This is a genomic window from Actinokineospora inagensis DSM 44258, from assembly GCF_000482865.1.
GTDB lineage: Bacteria > Actinomycetota > Actinomycetes > Mycobacteriales > Pseudonocardiaceae > Actinokineospora > Actinokineospora inagensis.
In genome coordinates this window covers 75,151-95,696 of the sequence record NZ_AXWW01000013.1, presented here as the reverse complement: position 1 = coordinate 95,696, position 20,546 = coordinate 75,151, and the positions used below count along the sequence as shown (strand labels likewise).

The window sequence follows — 20,546 nt, the reverse complement described above, 5'->3', positions numbered from 1 at the left end:
GGGTGGGGTCAGTTCGCGGCGCTGTAGCCGCCGCCGACGAGTTCCGGGGTGGTCTCGGCCGCCTCGGTGCCGTGCTCGGCCAGCCAGCGCTCGGCGTCGATCGCGGCGGAGCAGCCCGCGCCCGCCGCGGTGATGGCCTGCCGGTAGGTGTGGTCGACGAGGTCGCCCGCGGCGAAGACGCCGTCGAGGTTGGTGTGGCTGGTGCGGCCCCGGGTGACGACGTAGCCCTCGTCGTCGGTGTCGACCTGTCCGGTGACCAGGGTGCTGCGCGGGTCGTGGCCGATGGCGACGAAGAAACCGGTGGCGTCGAGCACCGATTCGGCGCCGGTCACTGTGTCGCGCAGCCGCAGGCCCTCGACCTTGGTCTCGCCGAGGACCTCGGTCACCGCCGAGTTGAGCTGCCAGCGGATCTTCTCGTTGGCCCGCGCCCGCTCCAGCATGATCCGGGAGGACCGGAACTCCTCGCGGCGGTGCACCAGCGTCACCGACCTGGCGAACCGGGTGAGGAACAGCGCCTCCTCCATCGCCGAGTCGCCGCCGCCGACCACCGCGATGTCCTGGTCGCGGAAGAAGAACCCGTCGCAGGTCGCGCACGCCGACACGCCGTGGCCGAGCAGCTTCTGCTCCCCCGGCACGCCCAGGTAGCGCGGCGCGGCGCCCATGGCGAGGATGATCGCCTTGGCGGCGTAGCGGGTGCCGTTCGCGACGACGTACTTGACGTCACCGGCGAGCTCCACCGACTCGACGTCCTCCGGGCGCAGCTCGGCGCCGAACCGCTCGGCCTGGGCGCGCATCTGCTCCATCAGGTCCGGGCCCATGATCCCGTCCCGGAAACCGGGGAAGTTCTCCACCTCGGTGGTGGTCATCAGCGCGCCACCGAACTGGGAGCCCTCGAACACCAGCGGCTCCAGTTGGGCGCGGGCCGCGTAGACGGCGGCGGTGTAGCCCGCCGGGCCGGAGCCGACGATGACCACGTTCCGGATCTGGTCTGCTTCCGCAGGCATCTGCCCCTCCATCGCCCCTCGACGTCGCCCCGGGCGGTGTCGCCCGGTCGCCACTGTTGTCAACGCGATCGTAGGCGGCCGTTGTTCCGCGCCGACGTGGTGATGGCGCGCACCGGCCCGGGGGCGGCGCGCGCCGGGTCAGCGGCCGATGACGTCGTTGAACAGGGCGTGGCAGTCCGGCTGCACGACGACCACGCGCAGCCTGCCGATCTGGCCGGTGAGCAGGATGGCCATCACGCCGGGGGTGCCGTCGAGGGTGACCGGGCTGACCCCGATCGGCTGGGCCTTCGCGTCCTGGCCGTTCGCGGTGAGGCACTTGCCCAGGCCGTCGGCGTTCTTCAGGAACCCGTAGTCCTTCTTGTTGCCCACCTTGGCGGTGGCGCCGATCAGGTCGTTGCTCTGCACCGGGATCGGGGACACCGCGCCGGGCTGGTCGCTCGACCCCGGCTTGCTCGCGGTCGGCGCCGGTTCGGCGACACCGCCGGTCGGCTGGGTCGTGGGCAGCACCCCGTAGCCGATGGCCACCGCCGCGGCGGCCGCGGCCACCAGGCCGACGGCCAACCCGGTGCGCCGGTTCCGCTTGCGCCGGGCCTCGGCGAGATCGATGACGGGCGCGGGCCGGGGCGGCTCCTGCACCGCGACCGGGGCGTGCCCGAACGCGCGGCCCGCCTCGACGGCGATCGCCGCGTCCAACCGGGCGGCCAGGTGCGTGGGCATCGGCGGCACGGGGGCGGCGCTCAGCTCACCAAGCCCGACCCGCACCGACTCCAACGCGTTGACGACCGCTCGCGCGGCCGGGTCGGCGTTCACCCGCGGCCACAGCCGGGCGCTGCGCTGCGGGTCGAGGACACCGGCGTGCAGGTCCGCCAAGAGGTCGACCGACCATGGCGGCCCGTCGGGGCTCGCGCCCCGAAGCTCGTCGGTCATCGTCCCTCCCAGCGGCGCCGGATCGGCGTGGTTCGCCCCTCATCGACAGCGCCACCTGGGACGTTCGCATCTGCATCGGGGTTCCGCAGATGTCCGAGAACTTTGGCCAGTTTGGCGCGGCCCCGCGCGCACCGGGACTTGACGGTGCCCTCCGCGATGCCGAGGAGCTTCGCCGTCTCGGCCACCGAGTACCCCTCGACGTCGACTAACACGATCGGCACCCGTTGCTCCTCGGACAGCTCGGCCAGCGCCGTCCGCACCACCAACCTGGTCTCCCGCTCGGCCATCGCGTCCCGCGGCGTGACCGGCTCGCCGGGACCGGCTTCCGGCAGCGGTACCGTGGGCCGCGCCTGGCGGCGGCGCACCCGGTCGAGGCAGGCGTTCACCACGATCCGGTGCAGCCAGGTGGTGACCTGCGACTCCGCCCGGAACGACCCGGCGGCGCGGAAGGCCGAGATGAACGCCTCCTGCAGCGCGTCGGCCGCCTCCTCCGGATCGCGCAGGGTGCGCAGCGCGACCGCCCACATCCGGTCCCGGTGCCTGCGCACCAGCTCGGCGAAGGCGTGTTGGTCTCCCGCGGCGTGCGCCGCGATGAGGTCGGCGTCCGAACTGGCGGCGGCGGTCACCCGGACAGGGTATAGGGCGGTCGCAGGCTCGCTGAACCCCGCGTCGACCAGGGGTTACTGGGCGCGGACGAAGCCGATCTCGGTCAGTTCGGAGACGTTGCCGTCGCCCAGGGTGGTGATCCACACCAGCAGGTGCTGGGTCGGCTCCGCGGTGTCCAACTGCAGTTTGGTCTGCCCGGCCTGCAGGGTGGCCCGGCCGATGACCTTGGTCTCCTCCAGCGCGGGCTTCTCCGACGGCGCGGTGCGGACCTCCACCACGGTGCCGGAGCTCGGCGAGTCGATGACCACCTCGGCGAACGGCACCGACTCGGCGAACGAGGCCATGATGCCGACGCCGGGCTTGAGCGCCGGGAACGGCTGCTGGTACTTGTCGGTCTTCCACGAGGTCTTCTGGTCGCCGTCGACGGCCCGGTTCGCCTTGCGCGGGTTGTCCGGGGTGCCCTTCGTGTTGAACACCTCGACCCCGGCGGCCTGGATCGGCGTGCCCGGCTGCGGCGGCTTCGGGGCGGCCGAACCGGAGTTGCCGCCCGCGCTGCCCGGGGCGGTGGCGACCACGGTCGGACCACCGGAGGTCGGCGAGCTGTCGCCGAAGAAGCTGATCAGCTCCATGCCCACCCAGGCCAGCACGCCGACGGTGGCCACGGCCAGCACCGTGACGCCGATGGCCAGCTTGCGCCGCTTGGCCCGGTCGTTGGCGGGGCGCCGGGTCGTCCAGACGGTGCCGTCGTCGTCCTCGACACCCTCGTCGTCGTCCGGCGGGATCGCGGCGATGGCCTGGGTGGCGTCCTCGTTCTGCTTGGCCCGCTCCAGCACCCGCAGCAGGCCCGCGCTGGTGCGGATGCCGCCGGTGGCGTCGTCGGCGAGGCTGCGCACCGCGGCGGAGGACAGCTCGTACGGGATGTAGCCGAACAGGGCGCGCGGCGGTACGACCTGGCCGTCGGGGGCCAGCGGCGCGTGCGGCAGGGCGGGGGCGTTGCGCAGCGGCCAGCGGCCGGTGAGCAGCAGGTACAGGATCGCGCCGAGGCCGCGCACGTCGTCCTGCAGGGTCGCCTCGGGCAGCGGGCCGGGGAACGACAGCCGCAGCGTGCCGTCCGGGGTGACCCGGATCCGCTGCGGGTGGTCGACACCCAGCACCATGCCCGAGTGGTGCGCCAACTCGACCGCGGCGGCCAGCGGCTCCAGCAGCCGGGCCGCGGTCGCGGGCGGCAGCGGGTGCTCGGCGATGAGGTCGACCAGGTCGGTGCCCTGGGACCAGTCGGCGACCACGATGCCGAGCAGGCCCTCGTCGCGGCCGATGCCGTTGCCGGGGCCGAGCACGTCGAGCACCCGCGAGGTCCCCGGGTGGGTGATGCGGGCGGCGTGCATGGTGCGCTCCAGGACCCGCCGCGCGCCGTTGGCGGCCGTCGCGTTGGCCGGGTCGCCGACCAACAGGGTGAGCGCGACGTCGCGGCGCAACTGGTTGTCCTGCCCGCGCCACAGGTGGGCGTCGACCCGCTCGTCGAGGCCGAACTCGGCGAGCAGCCGGTACCGGCCGTCGCCGACCACACCGCCGGGGACCAGGGTGCCCGGCCGCTGACCAGCCGCTCCCTCGCCCATCGGGTACTCGGTCCGCCGTGTCGTCACCGCTCTCCCCACCTGCCGCTTTCGGCACCGAGCCTACGGGAAATCGCCGGGGTGCCGGTGACGGAGCGGGTCAGCCCCGGCGCACCAGTCGGGTGATTCGGCTCGTCGCGGGCTTGAGCTCGGGCACCTTCAGCGCGACCAGCACACCGAAGGCGATGACGCAGGCCACCGGGCCCTGCACGACGAGGTTCACCCAGGCGGTGACCAGCGACCGCACGTCCGGCAGCGCGACCCGGCCGATCCCCCAGGCGGCGAGCGCGCCGACGACCCCGGCGAGCACCGACACCGCGATGACCCGCACCACCTTCTTGCTGTGCAGGTTGCCCAACCGCACCCACAGCCACATCTGGCCGAGCACCGCGCCGACCACGAAGGTCAGCGAGTTGACCAGCAGCACCGCGATGACGACCTGGTCGGGGCGGACCACGGCGGCGCACATGTACATCAGCGGGATCTTCACCACGGTCATCACGACCATGATCAAGGTTGGTGTGCGGGCGTCCTTCATCGCGTAGAACACCCGCAACTGCAGCATGACCAGCGCGTACGGCAGCAGGCCGAACGCGGAGAAGGCGAGCGCGTCGCCGAGCCGCTCGGCCTGGGCGACGTCGGTGGCGCCGGTGCCGAACAGCGCGACGCCGATCGCGGAGCCGGTGACGGTGAGCACGGCGCTGATCGGGACCAGCATCACCGCGGAGAGCCTGCTGCCGGTGGACAGGTCGTCAACCAGTTTGTCGATGTCGTTGTTCGCGGCGGCCTTGCTCATCCGGGGCAGGATCGCGGTCAGCAGCGACACCCCGATCACCCCGTAGGGCAGTTGGAACAGCAGCCACGCGTTCGCGTAGATCGAGGCACCGCCCGCCGCGGCCGCGGTCAGCACCCGCTGGGTGATGACCATGCCGACCTGGCTGACCAGCACGTAGCCCAGGATCCACAGCGCCAGCCCGCCGAACTCGCGCAACCGGCTGTCGAAGCCGAAGTTCCACCGGAACCGGAACCCGATCCGGCGCAGCGCGGGCAGCAGCATCGCCGACTGCACGACGATGCCCAGGGTGGTGCCGATACCGAGCACCAGGATCTTCGGGTCGCCCATCCGGACCGGGTTCAGCGAGATCTCGCCGGGGGTGACCGCGTAGGCGACCAGGGTCGCCACGATCACCAGGTTGTTCACCACCGGCGCCCACGCGGTCGGGCCGAACACGTGCCGGGCCTGCAGGATCGCGGACAGCAGCGCGAACAGGCCGTAGAACAGGATCTCCGGCAGCAGCAGGTAGGCGAACGCGGTGACCAGGTCGCCGTTGGCCCTGCCGGTGGAGTCGTCGACGTAGAGGCTGGTCAGCAGCGGGGCGGCGGCGACCGCGATGAGGGTGCCCACCGCGAGGCCGGTCATGCCGACGGTCAGCAGCCGGTTCGTGTAGGCGGCGCCGCCGTCCGGGTCGTCCTGGGAGCGCACCAGCAGCGGCACCACCACGCTGGCCAGCACCCCGCCGAGCAGCGCCTCGAAGATGATGTTGGGCAGCGTGTTGGCGATGGTGAACGAGTCGTTGTAGACGTTGATGCCGACCAGCCAGGCCATCAGGACCTTCCAGCCGAACCCGGTCACCCGGCTGACCAGGGTGGCGACCGCCATCGAACCGCTGGCCTTGGCCAGCGACGGGACCTGTTCGCCGTCCGCCGCGCCCGGCTCGTCCCGCCGCACCGTCCTCGTTTCCATCCACCCACCCGTCCGCCCGACCAGTAGGTCAGCCCTAGAGATCGCTGTCCGCCGCCGCCTTGGCGCGGCGCGCCACCCGGATCCTGCGCACCAGCCGCAGACCGACCAGCAGCACCAAGACCCCGGCCGCCATGCCGGTGACCACGATGGTGATGCTGCCGTACGAGGTGGAGTTCAGCTCCAACCGGGAGGACTTTCCCAACAAGGTGCCACTGTCGGTGGTGAGCCAGATCGTCACGGTGAACCGGCCGGTGCGGGTGACCTCCGCGGGCAGGTAGCGCGGGATGCCCGCCTTGGCCGGGATCTTGACCACGGACGCCTGCTCCGGCTTGAGCCCGGGGTCGCCACCGACGTTGATCTTCGCGCGGACCGCGACCGGCAGGGCGTTGCTGATGAACACCGGCAGCGGGCTGTCCTTCGACGCCAGCGACAACGGGCGGCCGGGGTCGGTGACCGACACCTGGGCGAGCATGGCGTTCATCTCGTCGGACACGGCGGTGGTGGCCCGGCGGGAGCCGTCCGGGTTGCCGCGCCACGCCGACGATCCGGCCCGGACCAGCGCGTACCGCATCGGCCGGACCAGGGTGTCCGGGGTGACCTTGATCGTGGCGTCCTCGGAGAGCACGTTGGTCACCAGGTCCCGCTGGACCGCGTTGACCTTGGCGAGCTCGGCGGTGACCGGCGCCGGGATCTCGGCGGCGCTGTCGGTCGGCGAGTAGTCCAGGCCGGTCGCGGTGCCGTGGTCGCCGCCCGCGACGAGCCCGTCGAGGCCGAGCGGGCGGATGAAGCCCTGGCTCTCCAGCGAGTTCAGCGTCTGCAGGAACACGGTCAGCTCGGCGGGGGTGGCGGTCCACCGGCGGGGCGGGGCGACCAGCACGGACTGGCCGGGGGTGCTCTGGAAGCCGCCGCGGAACACCAGCGAGGCCAGGCCGTTCTGGATGGACGAGGTCTTCACCCCGGAGTCGTCGTCGGAGGCTTTCGGGGCCAGCGAGTTCGCGACGAGCTGGTCGTACGGGATGGCGCGCAGGTTCGAGCCGAGCGTGTACGGCAGCGAGCCCTGCGCGTTCTGCAGCCGGGTGCTGTCGACGATCACGGTGGTGTGGGTGTTGCCGCTCAGCGCGGCGAGGGTGCGGGCGTCCATGGTGCCGCCCGCGGGCCAGACGGTGTTGGTCAGCGGCTTGGTGCCCAGCACCGCCTCGATCGAGGACGTCTCGGACATCGCCATCGACACGAGGTCGGCGGTGCCCGCCCGGGTTAACGCGACCAGGTCGGTGTCCGCGTAGGGCAGGGCGATGACGCACTGGCCGCGGGTCAGGTCCTTCACCTGGTCGAGCCACAACTGCGCGGTGCGGGCGCCGCTGCCCTGGAACACCGACCCGTCCGGGGCGCGCACGAAGTAGCCCGCCGCCATCTCGGCCGCGGTGTCGAGCAGGTCCGGGTCGATCACGAAGCACAGCGACCGCAGCGCGGCGACGTTGGTCGTCGCGGCGGCGCGGGCGGTGTCGACCAGGCTGAACAGCCTGCCGCTGGACATCGACGCGGCGAGGCCGTCGTCGGCGAACACGGTGCGGCTGCCGTCGGTCGGGGTCTCCACCCGGCGGGGGCGGTCGTCGATCAGCGGCCACAGCACGCTCAACTGGGTCGGCTGCGCGGGCGGCGCCGCCGGACCGCCGCCCGGGACGGCCAGCACCGGCAGCAGCGTGCTCAGCGCGCCGACCCGCTCGGTGCGGCCGTAGTCGGGCAGGCCGTTGAAGTTGAGCACCACCGGGTAGACGCCGCGCTTGTCGAGTTTCAGCGCGCCCTTGTCCGGCCCGACCGGCACGGTGATGCTGAACTGGGCGCTCTGGTTGGGATCGAGCGCGTCGGCCACCGGCTGGAACGCCGAGGTGACCGCGGGCCGGTTGAGCGCGTCGCCGCGTTGCGGGTCGGCCAGCGCGGACCGCAGGCCTGCCTCGTCGTCGAGCACGTCGCCGCGCTGCAGCCGCACGTCGATCTTCCCGACCCGGCGGTCGCTCGAGTTGGTGATGCGGCCGGTGACGGTCACCGACTGGGTGGTGGCCTCCACCACCCGCGGGTTCAGTTGGTCCAGGTCGACCCGCAGTCTCGCCGCCACCTCGGACGCGGCGGCGGACTGGGTGGTCAGCGGCGCGCCGAGAACGGCGCAGACCGCGGCCAGCGCAGCGCAGGCGGCGCGGCGCAGTCGAGTGCTCACGGCTTCTCTCCAGCCATCGGGTCAGGCCCGTCCGACCTCGGGTAGATCCCGCTCCACCGGATCGAGTGAAAGCGGATGCTCGGAGAGTAGTTGCCTCGCCTTGCGGACGAGACGGCGCTCGTCGGCGTAGGCGAGTCGGTCGTCCAACTCGTCGAGCGCCACCCACGCGACCTCGGTCACCTCGAGGTCTTCGTCGGACAGCTCGAAAGAGTAGGCCCGGAGCAGGAAGTGGTGCACCGTTTTGTGGATCCGCTTCGTGCCGTCGGCGATGAACCAGTAGTCGATGGTGCCGAGCGGGCGGACCACCTCGCCGTCGATGCCGGTCTCCTCGGCGACCTCGCGCACGGCCGTCTGCTCCGGGGTCTCCCCCGGCTCGATGTGGCCCTTGGGCAGCGACCAGAGCAGCCGTCCGCGCCGGTCCAGCCTGCCGATCAGCGCGACCGACCTGGTGGCCGGGTCGACCACGAGCCCACCGGCCGAGGTCTCGTCGACGGTGGTCAGCCTGCGGCCGCGTCGGCGGAACCGGCGCCCGGTGCGGGCACCTCGGGACCTGCCGGACGACGGGGGCATGACCGCGATGGTAGTGCGAACGGCGCAGTCGGGACGGGCGTGCGCGTCCCGGCCGGGTGGTGCGGATACGCTCGTCCATCGTGTCTCGAACGTCTGCCACGACCAACGCCGCCCGCAACGCCGTTGCCGAGCTGCTGCGCGTCTCGCCGGTCGCCGACGAGCTGGCGGCCCGGTTCGCCGCCGCCGGGTACCGGCTCTACCTGGTCGGCGGCAGTGTCCGGGACGCGATGCTCGGCCGGTTGGGCAACGACCTGGACTTCACCACCGACGCCCGGCCGCAGGAGATCCTGCGGCTGGTCGGCGGGTGGGCGGAGGCGGTCTGGGACACCGGGATCGCGTTCGGCACGGTGGGGGCGGCCAAGCGCGGCGCGCAGTGCGAGATCACCACGTTCCGGTCGGACTCATACGACCGGGTGAGCCGCAACCCCGATGTCCAGTTCGGTGACTCGATCGAGGCGGATCTGGTGCGCCGCGACTTCACCGTCAACGCGATGGCCATCGACTTGTCGACAAAGCAGTTCATCGACCCGCACAACGGGCTGGACGCGCTCGCCCAGCGGCTGCTCGACACGCCCGCGACCCCGCAGGAGTCCTTCGCCGACGACCCGCTGCGGATGCTGCGCGCGGCCCGGTTCGTCAGCCAACTCGACTTCACCCCGGCGCCGCGGGTGCTCGACGCGCTGCGCGACATGGCCGGGGAGATCGCCCGGATCACCGCCGAGCGGGTGCAGGCCGAGCTGAGCAAGCTGCTCTGCGGCGCGCACCCCCGCGAGGGCGTCCGGCTGCTGGTCGACAGCGGGCTGGCCGACCACGTGCTGCCCGAGGTACCGGCGATGCGGCTGGAGATCGACGAGCACCACCAGCACAAGGACGTCTACGAGCACTCGCTGGTGGTGCTCGACCAGGCGATCGACCTGGAGGAGGGCGGCCCGGACCTGGTGTTGCGGCTGGCCGCGCTGCTGCACGACATCGGCAAGCCGGACACCCGCAGGCACATCCCGGGCGGCGGGGTCAGCTTCCACCACCACGAGGTGGTCGGCGCCAAGCTGACCCGCAAGCGCTTGCGGGAGCTGCGGTACTCGAAGGAGGTCATCGAGGACGTCTCCCGGCTGGTGTTCCTGCACCTGCGGTTCCACGGCTACGGCAAGGGCGAGTGGACCGACTCCGCCGTCCGCCGGTACGTCACCGACGCGGGCGACCTGCTCCCCCGGCTGCACAAGCTGGTCCGGGCCGACTGCACCACCCGCAACCGGCGCAAGGCGAGCACCCTGCAGCGCACCTACGACGGCCTGGAGGAGCGCATCACCCGGCTGGCCGCCGAGGAGGACCTGGCCAGGGTGCGGCCGGACCTGGACGGCAACGAGATCATGCGGCTGCTCGACGTCCCGCCCGGCCCGCTGGTCGGCAAGGCGTGGTCGTTCCTCAAGGAGCTGCGGCTCGACCAGGGCCCGCTGGACTACGACGACGCGGTGGCGGCGCTGTTGTCCTGGGCGCGCGCCCAGGGGCTGGCCGTGGCTGCGCGAGACTCAGGGGACTCAGGAGATTCGGGCCGCTCGGGACGCTCGGGACACGATGGCGAACCCGCCGAGTCCGACGAGGTAGCAGGCCCCGGCGGCGAGGACGAGTAGCGGCGAGGCCCCGTCCGGGGCCACGACCAGCGCGGCGAGCGCGACCGAGACGACCTGGGCGACGTTGACCAGGGTGTCGTAGAGGGAGAACACCCGTCCGCGCAGCTCGTCGCCGATGTCGCGCTGGACGGCGGCGTCCACGCACAGCTTGACCACCTGCCCGGCGAAGGAGATCACCAGCGCGGCGACGAGTGTGGTCGGCATGGTCAGCGGCAGCCCGAACGCGACGACGCCGATGGCGCCGAGCAGCAGCCCCCCGGCGAGGCTGCGCCGCCAGCCGACGGCGGCCACGATCCGGGCGGTGACCAGGCCCGCGACCAGGATGCCGACGCCGAACAGGGCGGCGACCTGGCCGAGCCCGCCGAGTCCGGCGGCGAACCGGAACCGGATGAGCAGCGCGGTGACCAGCAGCGCGATCCCGAAGGCCATCCGGTGCGCGAGCAGCGCGACGAACCCGGCGAGCACGGTCGGGGTCTTGATCGCGGCGCGGCCGCCGTCGAACAGGCCGCGGGCGACGGCGAGCAGGGTCTGCGACGGCTCGTCGACCTCGTCCGGGCCGAGGGCGCCGCGCGGGAAGCGGATGGCGAACCAAGCCGAGGCGGCCGACCCGACGAACGCGACGCCGGAGGTCATGCCGGAGCCGAAGTTGTCGTCGCCGAAGATCCCGCGCAGGCCGACCGCGCAGCCCGCGCCGATGACCGCGATGACGGCGCCGAGGGTGGTCGCCAGCGCGTTCGCCTCGACCAGGTTGCGCACCGGCACCACGTGCGGGAGGGCGGCGGAGAGCCCGGAGTTGATGAACCGGCTGACCCCGATCACCACCAGGGCCAGCACGAACAGCGCGGTCCCGCTCGCCCCGACGGCCACCGCCAGCGCGGACACGACGATCAGCAGTCCGCGCAGCACGTTGGCGACCACCAGCACCCGGCGCCGGTCCCAGCGGTCGAGCAGGGCGCCCGCGAACGGGCCGATGACCGAGTAGGGCAGCAGCAGGGCGGTGAACCCGGCGGCGATGGCCAGTGGGTCGGCCGCGCGCTCGGGGTTGAACAGGACCGCCCCGGCGAGTCCGGCCTGGAACAGCCCATCACCCCATTGGGCGGAGAACCGGGTGAGTAGCAGCCCGCGGAAACCACGCAGGGCCAGCAAAGCGCGCGGCCCGACCCTGCTCTGCTGGGGCTCGGGTGCCTCTGGCTCGGATCCGGTGCGGGCCGTGCTCACGACTCGTCAGCGTAGCCAGGCCCGTCAGAGCAGACAGGGATGGGCGGCCCCGAGAGGCCGCCCATCCTGGCCGACACCCGGTCGCCTCACGGCGAGTTGCGCGACGTGGCTCCAGCCGAGCGGTATTCCACGAAGGCGGTTCTAGTTGAGCCCGGGGGACACGAAGGCGCCGACCGCTGTGTCCAACGTGTGGAATCGCCCGGATGTTCCCGGCTCCCCGCGCGGCATCGATCGGCATCGATCGGTATTGCCAACTCCGCTCCCGGTCTTCCCGGTCCGGGTGGGATCATGTCGGTGTGCCGTCCGATGTCGACGTCGAGCCGGGGACGCTGCTGGTCGCGGCGCCCAGCCTGCTCGACAGCAACTTCCGCCGCACGGTGGTCTACGTCATCGATCACCGCGGTGAGGGCACGCTCGGGGTCGTGCTGAACCGGCCGAGTGATGTGCCGGTGGACGACGTCCTGCCGAACTGGGGGCCGCACGTCACCCAACCCGGTTCGGTGTTCGTCGGCGGCCCGGTCGAGCAGAAGACCGCGCTGTGCCTGGCGGCGATGCGCACCGGGGTCCAGGTGGACGGGGTGCGCGGGCTGATCGGGGTGCGCGGCCCGGTGGCGCTGGTCGACCTGGACGCCGACCCGGACGCGTTGGCCCCGAAGTTCCGCGGTCTGCGGGTATTCGCGGGCTACTCGGGCTGGGATGTCGGCCAGTTGGCGGGCGAGATCGATCGGGGCGACTGGATCGTGGTCCCGGCGCTGCCCGGCGACGTGGTCGCCCCCGCCGAGCAGGACCTCTGGGGTCGGGTACTGCGCCGCCAGGGCATGCCCCTGGCATTGCTGGCCACCCATCCAGGTGACGTTCGAGAGAATTAGGCCGAGCCGGACACCTTGCTCAGCACGTCGCAGCCGCCGCACTGGCAGCCCGCGCACCCGGCCGGGACGGCGGGCTTGGGCTCGGGGACGGCCTCGGCGGCCCGGTTGCCCAGCACCCCGGCGGCGAGGGTGATCACCGCGAGGCCGAGCACCGCGATCACCGACACGGTCAGCACGGCGGCGGTGCTGGTCAGGGCGAACCCGACGACCGCGCCCAGCACACCGACCAGGCCCGCGACGGCCGTCGGCGGGCCCGCGACCTTGTTGGCGACCCGGAACGCCTCGTCGCTGCGCAGCGCGGCCGGGGTGCGGACGCCGCCGAAGCGGTTGCGGGGCAGTCGCCCGGCCAGGCCGAGTCCGCCGATGACGAGCAGCGGGAGACCTGCCACCAGGGGCGCGAGCGGGACGAGGTTCACGGCTCGATGTTAGGCGGTAGTCCCCGCGCCACCCGGCGGACACCCTGGTGCGGTGTGCTGTCCGTCATGTCTCGCGCCTTAGCCGCCATCTGCGCCGCCGCCGTCGCGACCGGCGTGCTCGCCGCCCCCGCTTCCGCCTCCGCCCAGCACCACCCGCAGCCGCAGCGCGGTGTGCGGCTGATCGGCGAGCGGATCGTCCCGCACGCGCTGACCTACCAGGGCACCACCGTCGGCGGGTTGTCCGGCATCGACCGCGACCCGTTCACCGGCGGGTACGTGTTCATCAGCGACGACCGCTCGGCGCTGCAGCCCGCCCGCTTCTACACCGCCCGCGTCGACGTCTCGGCCAACGGCATCGGCGACGTCCAGTTCACCGGCACGCACCCGTTCCTGCGGCCGGACGGCAAGACCTACCCGCCGTTGGCGACCGGGGACGGCACCACGGTCGACCCCGAGGACATCCGGGTGGACCCGTGGAGCGGCAACTACACGTGGAGCCAGGAGGGTGAGCGCCGCCCGGAGGTGCTGATCGACCCGTCGATCCGCAACACCCGCCGCGACGGCACCTTCGTCAACGAGTTGCCGCTGCCCGCGAACCTGAAGATGACCCCGGGCCGCGGTCCGCAGCAGAACCTGGTTTTGGAGGGCCTGACGTACGCGGCCGCGGGCACGCTCGTCGTGTCGGCGGTTGAAGGGCCGCTGCTGCAGGACGGCCCGAACGCCACCCCGGACCACGGCGCGCTGTCGCGGATCGTGGTGCAGACCCGATCTGGTCACCAGCTCGCCCAGTACGCCTACCCGCAGGAGCCGGTGTTCGCCCGCCCGGTGCCCGCGACCGGTGCCGCCTCGAACGGCGTGCCCGCGATCGTGGCCGTCGACCCGGTCGACCCGACCCGGTTCCTGGTGGTGGAGCGCGCGTTCGTGCAGGGCGTGGGCAACAAGGTCCGGGTCTACGAGGTGGACACCAGGGGCGCCACCAACGTCGCCAACCGCGACCTGGTCGACCCGACCGGTGTGCGGCCGGTGACCAAGCGGCTGCTGGTCGACCTGGCCGACCTGCACTTGTCCACTGTGGACAACATCGAGGGGATCACCTGGGGGCCCCGGCTGAGCACCGGCGAGCGGTCGTTGCTGCTGGTCAGCGACGACAACTTCTCGACAACCCAGGTCACCCAACTGGTGGCTCTGGGCGTCCGGCTCTGACCCGGGGGCGAAACGGAGTGGACCAGGTGGGGTAAAGTGGCTGCCATGAGCGTGGCCCGCCTGCTCCTTAGTCGGCCGCGCTGACCAGCGACAGGTTGGTGAGCGCGGCAACCCCTCATGCCCATCGGGCTGGGGGGTTTTCGCTTTTCCAGGACGCTTCGAGCTGAGCAGCGGGTAGATCCAGAGCGCGGAGAGGGACGTTCCACCATGACTGACGAGCAGCCTGCCCACCGGTACACCGCGGCGCTGGCCGGGCGGATCGAGCGGCGCTGGCAGGACCACTGGGAGCAGCACGGCACGTACCACGCGCCGAACCCGGTCGGGCCGCTGGCCGGGCCGGTGCCCGAGGACAAGCTGTTCGTGCAGGACATGTTCCCGTACCCGTCCGGCGCGGGGCTGCACGTCGGTCACCCGCTGGGGTTCATCGGCACCGACGTGTTCGCCCGGTACCACCGGATGAACGGCCGCAACGTGCTGCACACGATGGGCTTCGACGCGTTCGGCCTGCCCGCCGAGCAGTACGCGGTGCAGACCGGGCAGCACCCGCGCAAGACCACCGAGGACAACATCCAGACCTACCTGCGGCAGATCCGCAGGCTGGGGCTGGGCCACGACGAGCGCCGCCGGATCTCCACCATCGACCCGGAGTACTACCGGTGGACGCAGTGGATCTTCCTGAAGATCTTCCACTCCTGGTACGACCCGGCGGCGGGCAAGGCAAGGCCGATCAGCGACTTGGAGGCGCAGTTCACCTCCGGTGAGCGGGCGACCCCGGACGGGCGGCCGTGGGCGGGGCTGACCGCGGGCGAGCGGCAGGCCGTGCTGAACGAGCACCGGCTGGTCTACCTGTCCGACGCGCCGGTCAACTGGGTGCCCGGCCTGGGCACGGTGGTCTCCAACGAGGAGGTCACCGCGGACGGGCGCAGCGAGCGCGGCAACTTCCCGGTGTTCCGGCGCAACCTGCGCCAGTGGATGATGCGGATCACCGCCTACGCCGACCGGCTGATCGACGACCTGGACCGGCTGGACTGGCCGGACAAGGTCAAGGCGATGCAGCGCAACTGGATCGGCCGTTCGCACGGCGCCAGGGTCCGGTTCACCGTCGGCGACCCCCAGGATGCCGACGTCGAGGTGTTCACCACCCGCCCGGACACCCTGTTCGGCGCGACCTACCTGGTGCTGGCCCCGGAGCACCCGCTGGTCGACGCGATCACCGCGCCTGCCTGGCCGTCCGATGTGGACGGTCGGTGGACCGGTGGCGCGGACACCCCGGCCGCGGCCGTCGCGGCCTACCGGCGCACCGCGTCGACGAAGTCGGACCTGGACCGCCAGGAGAACAAGGAGAAGACCGGCGTCTTCACCGGCGCGCACGCGACCAACCCGGTCAACGGCGCCCGGATCCCGGTGTTCATCGCCGACTACGTGCTGATGGGCTACGGCACCGGCGCGATCATGGCCGTCCCCGGCCAGGACCAGCGCGACTGGGACTTCGCGACCGAGTTCGGCCTGCCGGTCGTGCGCACCGTCGCGCCGCCCGAGGACTTCGACGGCGAGGCGTTCACCGGCGACGGACCGGCGGTCAACTCCGGGTTCCTGGACGGCCTTGGCATCGCCGAGGCCAAGAAGGCGATCATCGCCTGGCTGACCGAACACGACCACGGGCACGGCACCATCCAGTACAAGCTGCGCGACTGGCTGTTCTCCCGGCAGCGCTACTGGGGTGAGCCGTTCCCGGTGGTATACGACGAGGACGGCACCGCCATCGCGCTGCCCGAGTCGATGCTGCCGGTCGCGCTGCCCGAGGTCGACGACTACTCCCCCAGGACGTTCGACCCGGAGGACGCCGACACGGTCCCGTCGCCGCCGCTGTCCCGCGCTACCGACTGGGTCGAGGTGGAGCTGGACCTGGGTGACGGCCCCAAGACCTACCGGCGCGACACGAACACGATGCCCAACTGGGCCGGGTCCTGCTGGTACCAGTTGCGCTACGTCGACCCGACCGACCAGGACCGGTTCTGCGCCCCGGAGAACGAGCGCTACTGGCTGGGCCCCCAGTCCCCCGGCGACCCGGGCGGCGTCGACCTGTACATCGGCGGGGTCGAGCACGCGGTGCTGCACCTGCTGTACGCCCGGTTCTGGCAGAAGGTCCTGTACGACCTGGGCGAGGTCAGCGGCGTCGAGCCGTACCGGCGGCTGTTCAACCAGGGCTACATCCAGGCGTACGCCTACACCGACGAGCGCGGCGTGTACGTGAACGCGGGCGAGGTCGTCGAGGAGGGCGGCAAGTTCTTCTTCGACGGCAAGGAAGTCCGCCGCGAGTACGGGAAGATGGGCAAGAGCCTGCGCAACGTCGTCACCCCCGACGAGATGTGCGAGGCCTACGGCGCGGACACGTTCCGGCTGTACGAGATGTCCATGGGCCCGATGGAGGTCTCCCGGCCGTGGGCGACCAAGGACGTCGTCGGCGCGCAGCGGTTCCTGCAGCGGCTGTGGCGCAACCTGGTCGACGAGGAGACCGGCGCGCTGCGGGTCACCGACGCCGAGCCGGACGAGGCGACGCTGCGGCTGCTGCACAAGACGATCGCGGGCGTGCACGACGACTACGCGAACCTGCGGTACAACACCGCGGGCGCGAAGCTGATCGAGCTGAACAACCACGTCACCAAGTCGTTCCCCGACGGAGCGCCGCGGCTGGTCGCCGAGGCGGTGGTGCAGATGCTGGCCCCGCTGTGCCCGCACGTCGCCGAGGAGCTGTGGCAGCGGCTGGGCGGCGCCGAGTCGCTGGCGCACGGCCCGTTCCCGTCGGCCGACGAGCGCTACCTGGTCGAGGACACCGTCGAGTACCCGATCCAGGTCAACGGCAAGGTCCGCGGCAGGGTCACCGTGCCCGCGGGTGCCGGGCAGGACGAGGTGAAGGCGGCGGCGCTGGCCGAGGAGAAGGTGGCCGTGCTGGTCGGCTCCGGCGCGCCGCGCAAGGTGATCGTCGTCCCGGGGCGGCTGGTCAACATCGTGCTGTGAGCCCTCACCCCAGTCCGACGTCGCGCACCAGGTCGGCGAGCATCGTCTCGAACAGCGGCTCGGCGTCGGACACGGGGAACGGGAACTGGCCGAACACCTCCAGCGCCACCTGGCCGTAGAGCCGCACCCAGAACTGCAGCATCGCGTGCGCGATCCCGATGCCGAGCTGGTCGGCGGCCAGGTCGGTGCCGGACTCGGCGATGGTGACCAGCAGTTCGTCGCGGAACCGGGTCAGGTCGGTGACCAGGACGTCCGGCACCGTGTCGTCGGGCACGGTCACCGGGAGGCCGTTGGCCAGCACCCGGCCCGCGACGGTCAGGAAGATCCGGCCGAACGAGTCCTGCGGGTTGTCCCCGGTCCCGACCGGGCAGTGCGCGCCGGTCGACGACGGCGAGGCGAAGACCAGGCCGAACTCCTGCGGGTGGGCCAGCGCCCAGCGCCGGAAGCCGCGGCAGATGGCCAGCACCTGGCCGAGGTGGTCGGCCTCGTCGACCTCGACCAGGTCGGTTCCCAGCTCGGCGGCGAGGTCGGCGCACACGTCGGCGCGCAGGTGCTCGATGAGGTCCTCGCGGGAGCTGTAGTAGCGGTAGAGCGCGGGCGCGGTGATGCCCAGCTCGCGGGCGATGGCGCGCAGCGTCACCGCGGCCGGGCCGTCGGTCACCAGGAGGGCGCGCGCCTGCCTGCGGATGTCCCGGTCGGTCGCGGCCCGGTCCCGCCGTGTGGCCTGCGTCATGTGCACCCCGCGCTCCTTGTGAACACCTTTCACCACCCGATAGTGTGACGAGCGAGTGAACGGTGTTAACCGAACCTCCGCCGACCTCGGCGCAACAACACTTTTCGGCCGTGGCAGGAGGAAGCACCCCATGTTCGCATCCTGGGGAACGGTGGTACACCGTAGGCGGTGGGTGGTGCTCGTCGCCATCCTGCTGGTCACCATCGGCGCGGGCCTGTGGGGCCTCGGCGTGTTCGGCAAGCTCACCCAGGGCGGCTACGAGGACCCGGCCAGCGAGTCGTTCCGGGTAGACCAGGTCATCCAGGACGAGCTCGGCCAGAAACCCGCCGACGTGGTCGTGCTGTACCGGGCGCCGAACGTCGACGACCCGGCCGTCGGCGGACGGGTCACCGCCGCGCTGGCCAAGCTCCCGGCGTCCGCCGTCGCCGCGCGGGTGGACTACTGGTCGAGCAAGCAGCCCGCCTTGGCCAGCCCGGACAAGCACCTGGCCATGGCCACCATCACCCTCGCCGGTGACACCTTCGACGCCAGGCACGCCGCCTACGACAAGATCAAGGACCTGCTGCCGGTCGACGGGGTCGCGGTGGAGGTCGGCGGGAAGGTGCCGACCGAGCAGGCGATGACCGAGCGGTCGAACGCGGACCTCGCGGTGGCCGAGGGGATCTCGCTGCCGGTCACCCTGGTGCTGCTGGTGCTGATCTTCGGCAGTGCCGTCGCCGCGGCGCTGCCGGTCCTGGTCGGCGGCCTCGCGATCTTCGGCGCGCTCGGCGTGCTGCGGCTGCTCAGCCTCGGCCTGGAGGTCAACACGTTCGCCGTCAACGTGGCGACCCTGCTCGGACTCGGCATGGCGATCGACTACGGGTTGTTCACCGTCGGCCGGTTCCGCGAGGAGTTGGCGGCCGGACAGGACGTGCCGACGGCGGTGCGCCGGACCGTGGCGACCGCGGGCCGGACGGTCGCCTTCTCGGCCACCCTGCTGGTGATCGCGCTCGCCGGGCTGCTGGTGTTCCCGATGGACTTCCTGAAATCCATGGCCTACGGCGGGATGTCGGCCGTCGCCATCGCCGCGATCGTGTCGCTGACGCTGCTGCCCGCGCTGCTCGCGATCCTCGGCCACCGGGTGGACAAGCTGTCCCTGCCCTGGCGGCGGCGTAGTGGTGGTGAGGCCCGGTTCCTCGGTCGGATCGCCGACACCGTCATGCGTCGGCCGCTGTGGTTCGTCGTGCCGATCGTCGGGGTGCTGGTCCTGCTGGCCCTCCCGTTCGGGAACGCCCAGTTCGGCGGCGCGGACGAGCGCCAACTCCCGCCGGGGGACCCGCACCGGGCCACCGCCGAGGCGATCACCGCCAACTTCCCGGCGGCGAGCAACGACACCCTGAAGATCGTGCTGCGCTTCCCCGGTGTCCCGGACCAAGCCGCTGTCGGGTCCTTCGTCGCCGCGGTCAAGCACGTCCCCGGTGTCGCCGACGCCGTGCCCAGCGGCGCCCGCGGGTCGGTCGTCGTGCTGACCACCCCGCTGACCACCGACGCCGCGTCGCCCGCCACCCGGGACGCGATCACCGCGATCCGGGCGCTGCCCGCACCGGCGACCGTCATGGTCGGCGGCTACCCGGCCCTGGTCGCCGACTCGGTCAACGGGATCGTGGCGCGGGTCCCGTGGATGGTCGGGATCCTCGTGCTGGCGACACTCGTGCTGATGTTCCTGGCGTTCGGGTCGGTGCTACTGCCCATCAAGGCCGTTGTCATGAGTGCTCTTAGCTTGTCGGCGACGTTTGGTGTCTTGGTGTTCGTGTTCCAGGAAGGGCACGGCGCCGGGTTGCTCGACGTCACGCCGCAGCCAGCCCAGGCGGGCATGATGGTGCTGATCGGCGCGGTCGTGTTCGGGCTGTCGACGGACTACGAGACGTTCCTGCTGTCCAGGATGGTGGAGGCCCGGCACACCGGGATGTCCACAAAGGACGCTGTGCGGACCGGGCTGGTGCGCACCGGCCGCATGATCACCGCGGCGGCGTTGCTGCTGGGAGTCGTGACCGGGGCGTTCGCGTTGTCGTCGCTGCAGAGCATGCGGTTCATCGGGCTCGGCATGATCGTCGCGTTGGTGCTGGACGCGACGATCGTGCGGATGCTGCTCGTGCCCGCCATCCTCCGGCTGTTCGGATCGGCCGCGTGGTGGGCGCCTCGACCGCTGCGCCGGTTGCAGGAGAAGGCGGGGCTTTCTGAGGTCGAACTGGAGCTTGCCCGGTGACGTATACGTTGGAAGCTGCGATTGGGGGGCGGGGTGTGCTTGACGCGCTCGCTTTGCCTGGCGCTGTTGTGCTTCCGCTGGGGCAGCATCTGTCGATTCTGCGGATGACGGAGGATCTTCTCGTCGGAGAACCCAAGCTGGGTGGTTTCTGGCGTGCGCCTGCTGCGCTGCTGCCGTTGCTCTTGGCGAGCTCGGGGAGGGGGGCGGTGGCCTATGTCGAGGCTGAGTTCTTTGGGGGGATGGGGATGCAGACGGCGCAGGTGTGGGCTAGTGGGGAATCGGTGTTCGGGCCGGTGCACATGGCTGACGGAGACAGCACTCCGGTTAGTCCGATCTCGTTGGCGCTGCGGTGGCTTGGTGTGTCCTGTGGTGAAGGGGACTATGACGAGTTTGACGCGGTGGGGCTGGGGGGTTGGGGCTCTTAGGGGGCACTGGGCCTCGGCTGCGCCTCGGGGTTCGGCCTGGTCGCCTTCGGCGACGCCGGCCTGGGGCGCCGGATTTTTCGGGCTGTGCCCGTTGGGGTGAAGTTGTTTTGTTTGG

16 protein-coding genes are annotated in these 20,546 nt (G+C 71.8%); 6 read left to right on the top strand and 10 right to left on the bottom strand.

Going from position 1 to position 20,546, the window contains the following annotated elements; translation table 11 throughout:
* Positions 1 to 8: 8 nt before the first annotated feature.
* From trxB to H504_RS33230, 7 genes are all read right to left on the bottom strand, one after another.
* A complete protein-coding gene (trxB, locus tag H504_RS0104380) occupies positions 9 to 1,004 on the bottom strand; it encodes a thioredoxin-disulfide reductase (protein WP_026421788.1) in 996 nt (331 codons plus the stop codon).
* 138 nt (positions 1,005 to 1,142) lie between these two features.
* Entirely contained in the window at positions 1,143 to 1,931 is a 789-nt protein-coding gene (locus tag H504_RS0104375) for a hypothetical protein (protein ID WP_026421787.1), read from the bottom strand.
* Complete coding sequence (gene sigM, locus H504_RS0104370) at positions 1,928 to 2,557, bottom strand: RNA polymerase sigma factor SigM (RefSeq protein WP_026421786.1); 630 nt, start codon at positions 2,555 to 2,557, stop codon at positions 1,928 to 1,930. Before sigM ends, H504_RS0104375 begins: the two co-directional genes overlap by 4 nt.
* A 54-nt stretch (positions 2,558 to 2,611) precedes the next feature.
* Positions 2,612 to 4,153, bottom strand: a complete 1,542-nt coding sequence (locus tag H504_RS0104365; RefSeq protein ID WP_026421785.1) for a protein kinase family protein — start codon at positions 4,151 to 4,153, stop codon at positions 2,612 to 2,614.
* 97 nt (positions 4,154 to 4,250) lie between these two features.
* On the bottom strand, positions 4,251 to 5,894 hold the full coding sequence (gene murJ / locus H504_RS0104360; protein WP_026421784.1) for a murein biosynthesis integral membrane protein MurJ: 1,644 nt from the start codon (positions 5,892 to 5,894) through the stop codon (positions 4,251 to 4,253).
* A gap of 34 nt (positions 5,895 to 5,928) precedes the next feature.
* Positions 5,929 to 8,106, bottom strand: a complete 2,178-nt coding sequence (locus H504_RS0104355) for a DUF6049 family protein (RefSeq protein ID WP_051385471.1) — start codon at positions 8,104 to 8,106, stop codon at positions 5,929 to 5,931.
* A gap of 21 nt (positions 8,107 to 8,127) precedes the next feature.
* Complete coding sequence (locus H504_RS33230; RefSeq protein WP_051385470.1) at positions 8,128 to 8,676, bottom strand: NUDIX hydrolase; 549 nt, start codon at positions 8,674 to 8,676, stop codon at positions 8,128 to 8,130.
* A gap of 80 nt (positions 8,677 to 8,756) precedes the next feature.
* Here H504_RS33230 and H504_RS33225 point away from each other — a divergent pair, with 80 nt between their 5' ends.
* Entirely contained in the window at positions 8,757 to 10,304 is a 1,548-nt protein-coding gene (locus H504_RS33225; protein WP_084467369.1) for a CCA tRNA nucleotidyltransferase, read from the top strand.
* Here the strand turns inward: H504_RS33225 and H504_RS0104340 are convergent.
* Positions 10,212 to 11,522 carry an MFS transporter gene (locus H504_RS0104340; protein WP_051385469.1) on the bottom strand — a complete coding sequence of 437 codons (1,311 nt, stop codon included), beginning with the start codon at positions 11,520 to 11,522 and terminating at the stop codon, positions 10,212 to 10,214. The genes H504_RS33225 and H504_RS0104340 overlap by 93 nt on opposite strands.
* A 296-nt stretch (positions 11,523 to 11,818) precedes the next feature.
* On the opposite strand from H504_RS0104340, the gene H504_RS0104335 reads away from it, so the two are divergent.
* Positions 11,819 to 12,391: a YqgE/AlgH family protein gene (locus H504_RS0104335; RefSeq protein ID WP_026421781.1), complete on the top strand. Its 573-nt coding sequence runs from the start codon at positions 11,819 to 11,821 to the stop codon at positions 12,389 to 12,391.
* On the opposite strand, the gene H504_RS0104330 is transcribed toward H504_RS0104335, so the two are convergent.
* Positions 12,388 to 12,807 (bottom strand): SdpI family protein, encoded by a 420-nt coding sequence (locus H504_RS0104330; RefSeq protein WP_026421780.1) that lies wholly within the window; start codon positions 12,805 to 12,807, stop codon positions 12,388 to 12,390. The two genes, H504_RS0104335 and H504_RS0104330, sit on opposite strands and share 4 nt — an antisense overlap.
* 66 nt (positions 12,808 to 12,873) lie before the next feature.
* Between H504_RS0104330 and H504_RS0104325 the strand changes: the two genes are divergently transcribed.
* Complete coding sequence (locus tag H504_RS0104325) at positions 12,874 to 14,010, top strand: esterase-like activity of phytase family protein (RefSeq protein WP_035303296.1); 1,137 nt, start codon at positions 12,874 to 12,876, stop codon at positions 14,008 to 14,010.
* A 207-nt stretch (positions 14,011 to 14,217) separates the two neighbouring features.
* Complete coding sequence (gene leuS / locus H504_RS0104320; RefSeq protein WP_026421778.1) at positions 14,218 to 17,028, top strand: leucine--tRNA ligase; 2,811 nt, start codon at positions 14,218 to 14,220, stop codon at positions 17,026 to 17,028.
* 4 nt (positions 17,029 to 17,032) lie between these two features.
* Here leuS and H504_RS0104315 read toward each other — a convergent pair whose 3' ends face one another.
* The gene (locus H504_RS0104315) at positions 17,033 to 17,761 is read right to left on the bottom strand and encodes a TetR/AcrR family transcriptional regulator (RefSeq protein ID WP_026421777.1); all 729 of its coding nucleotides are present in this window, start codon (positions 17,759 to 17,761) and stop codon (positions 17,033 to 17,035) included.
* A gap of 130 nt (positions 17,762 to 17,891) precedes the next feature.
* Between H504_RS0104315 and H504_RS0104310 the strand changes: the two genes are divergently transcribed.
* Positions 17,892 to 20,006 carry an MMPL family transporter gene (locus H504_RS0104310; RefSeq protein WP_026421776.1) on the top strand — a complete coding sequence of 705 codons (2,115 nt, stop codon included), beginning with the start codon at positions 17,892 to 17,894 and terminating at the stop codon, positions 20,004 to 20,006.
* A gap of 35 nt (positions 20,007 to 20,041) precedes the next feature.
* On the top strand, positions 20,042 to 20,431 hold the full coding sequence (locus tag H504_RS0104305; RefSeq protein WP_245614070.1) for a hypothetical protein: 390 nt from the start codon (positions 20,042 to 20,044) through the stop codon (positions 20,429 to 20,431).
* The last annotated feature ends 115 nt before the right edge of the window (positions 20,432 to 20,546 follow it).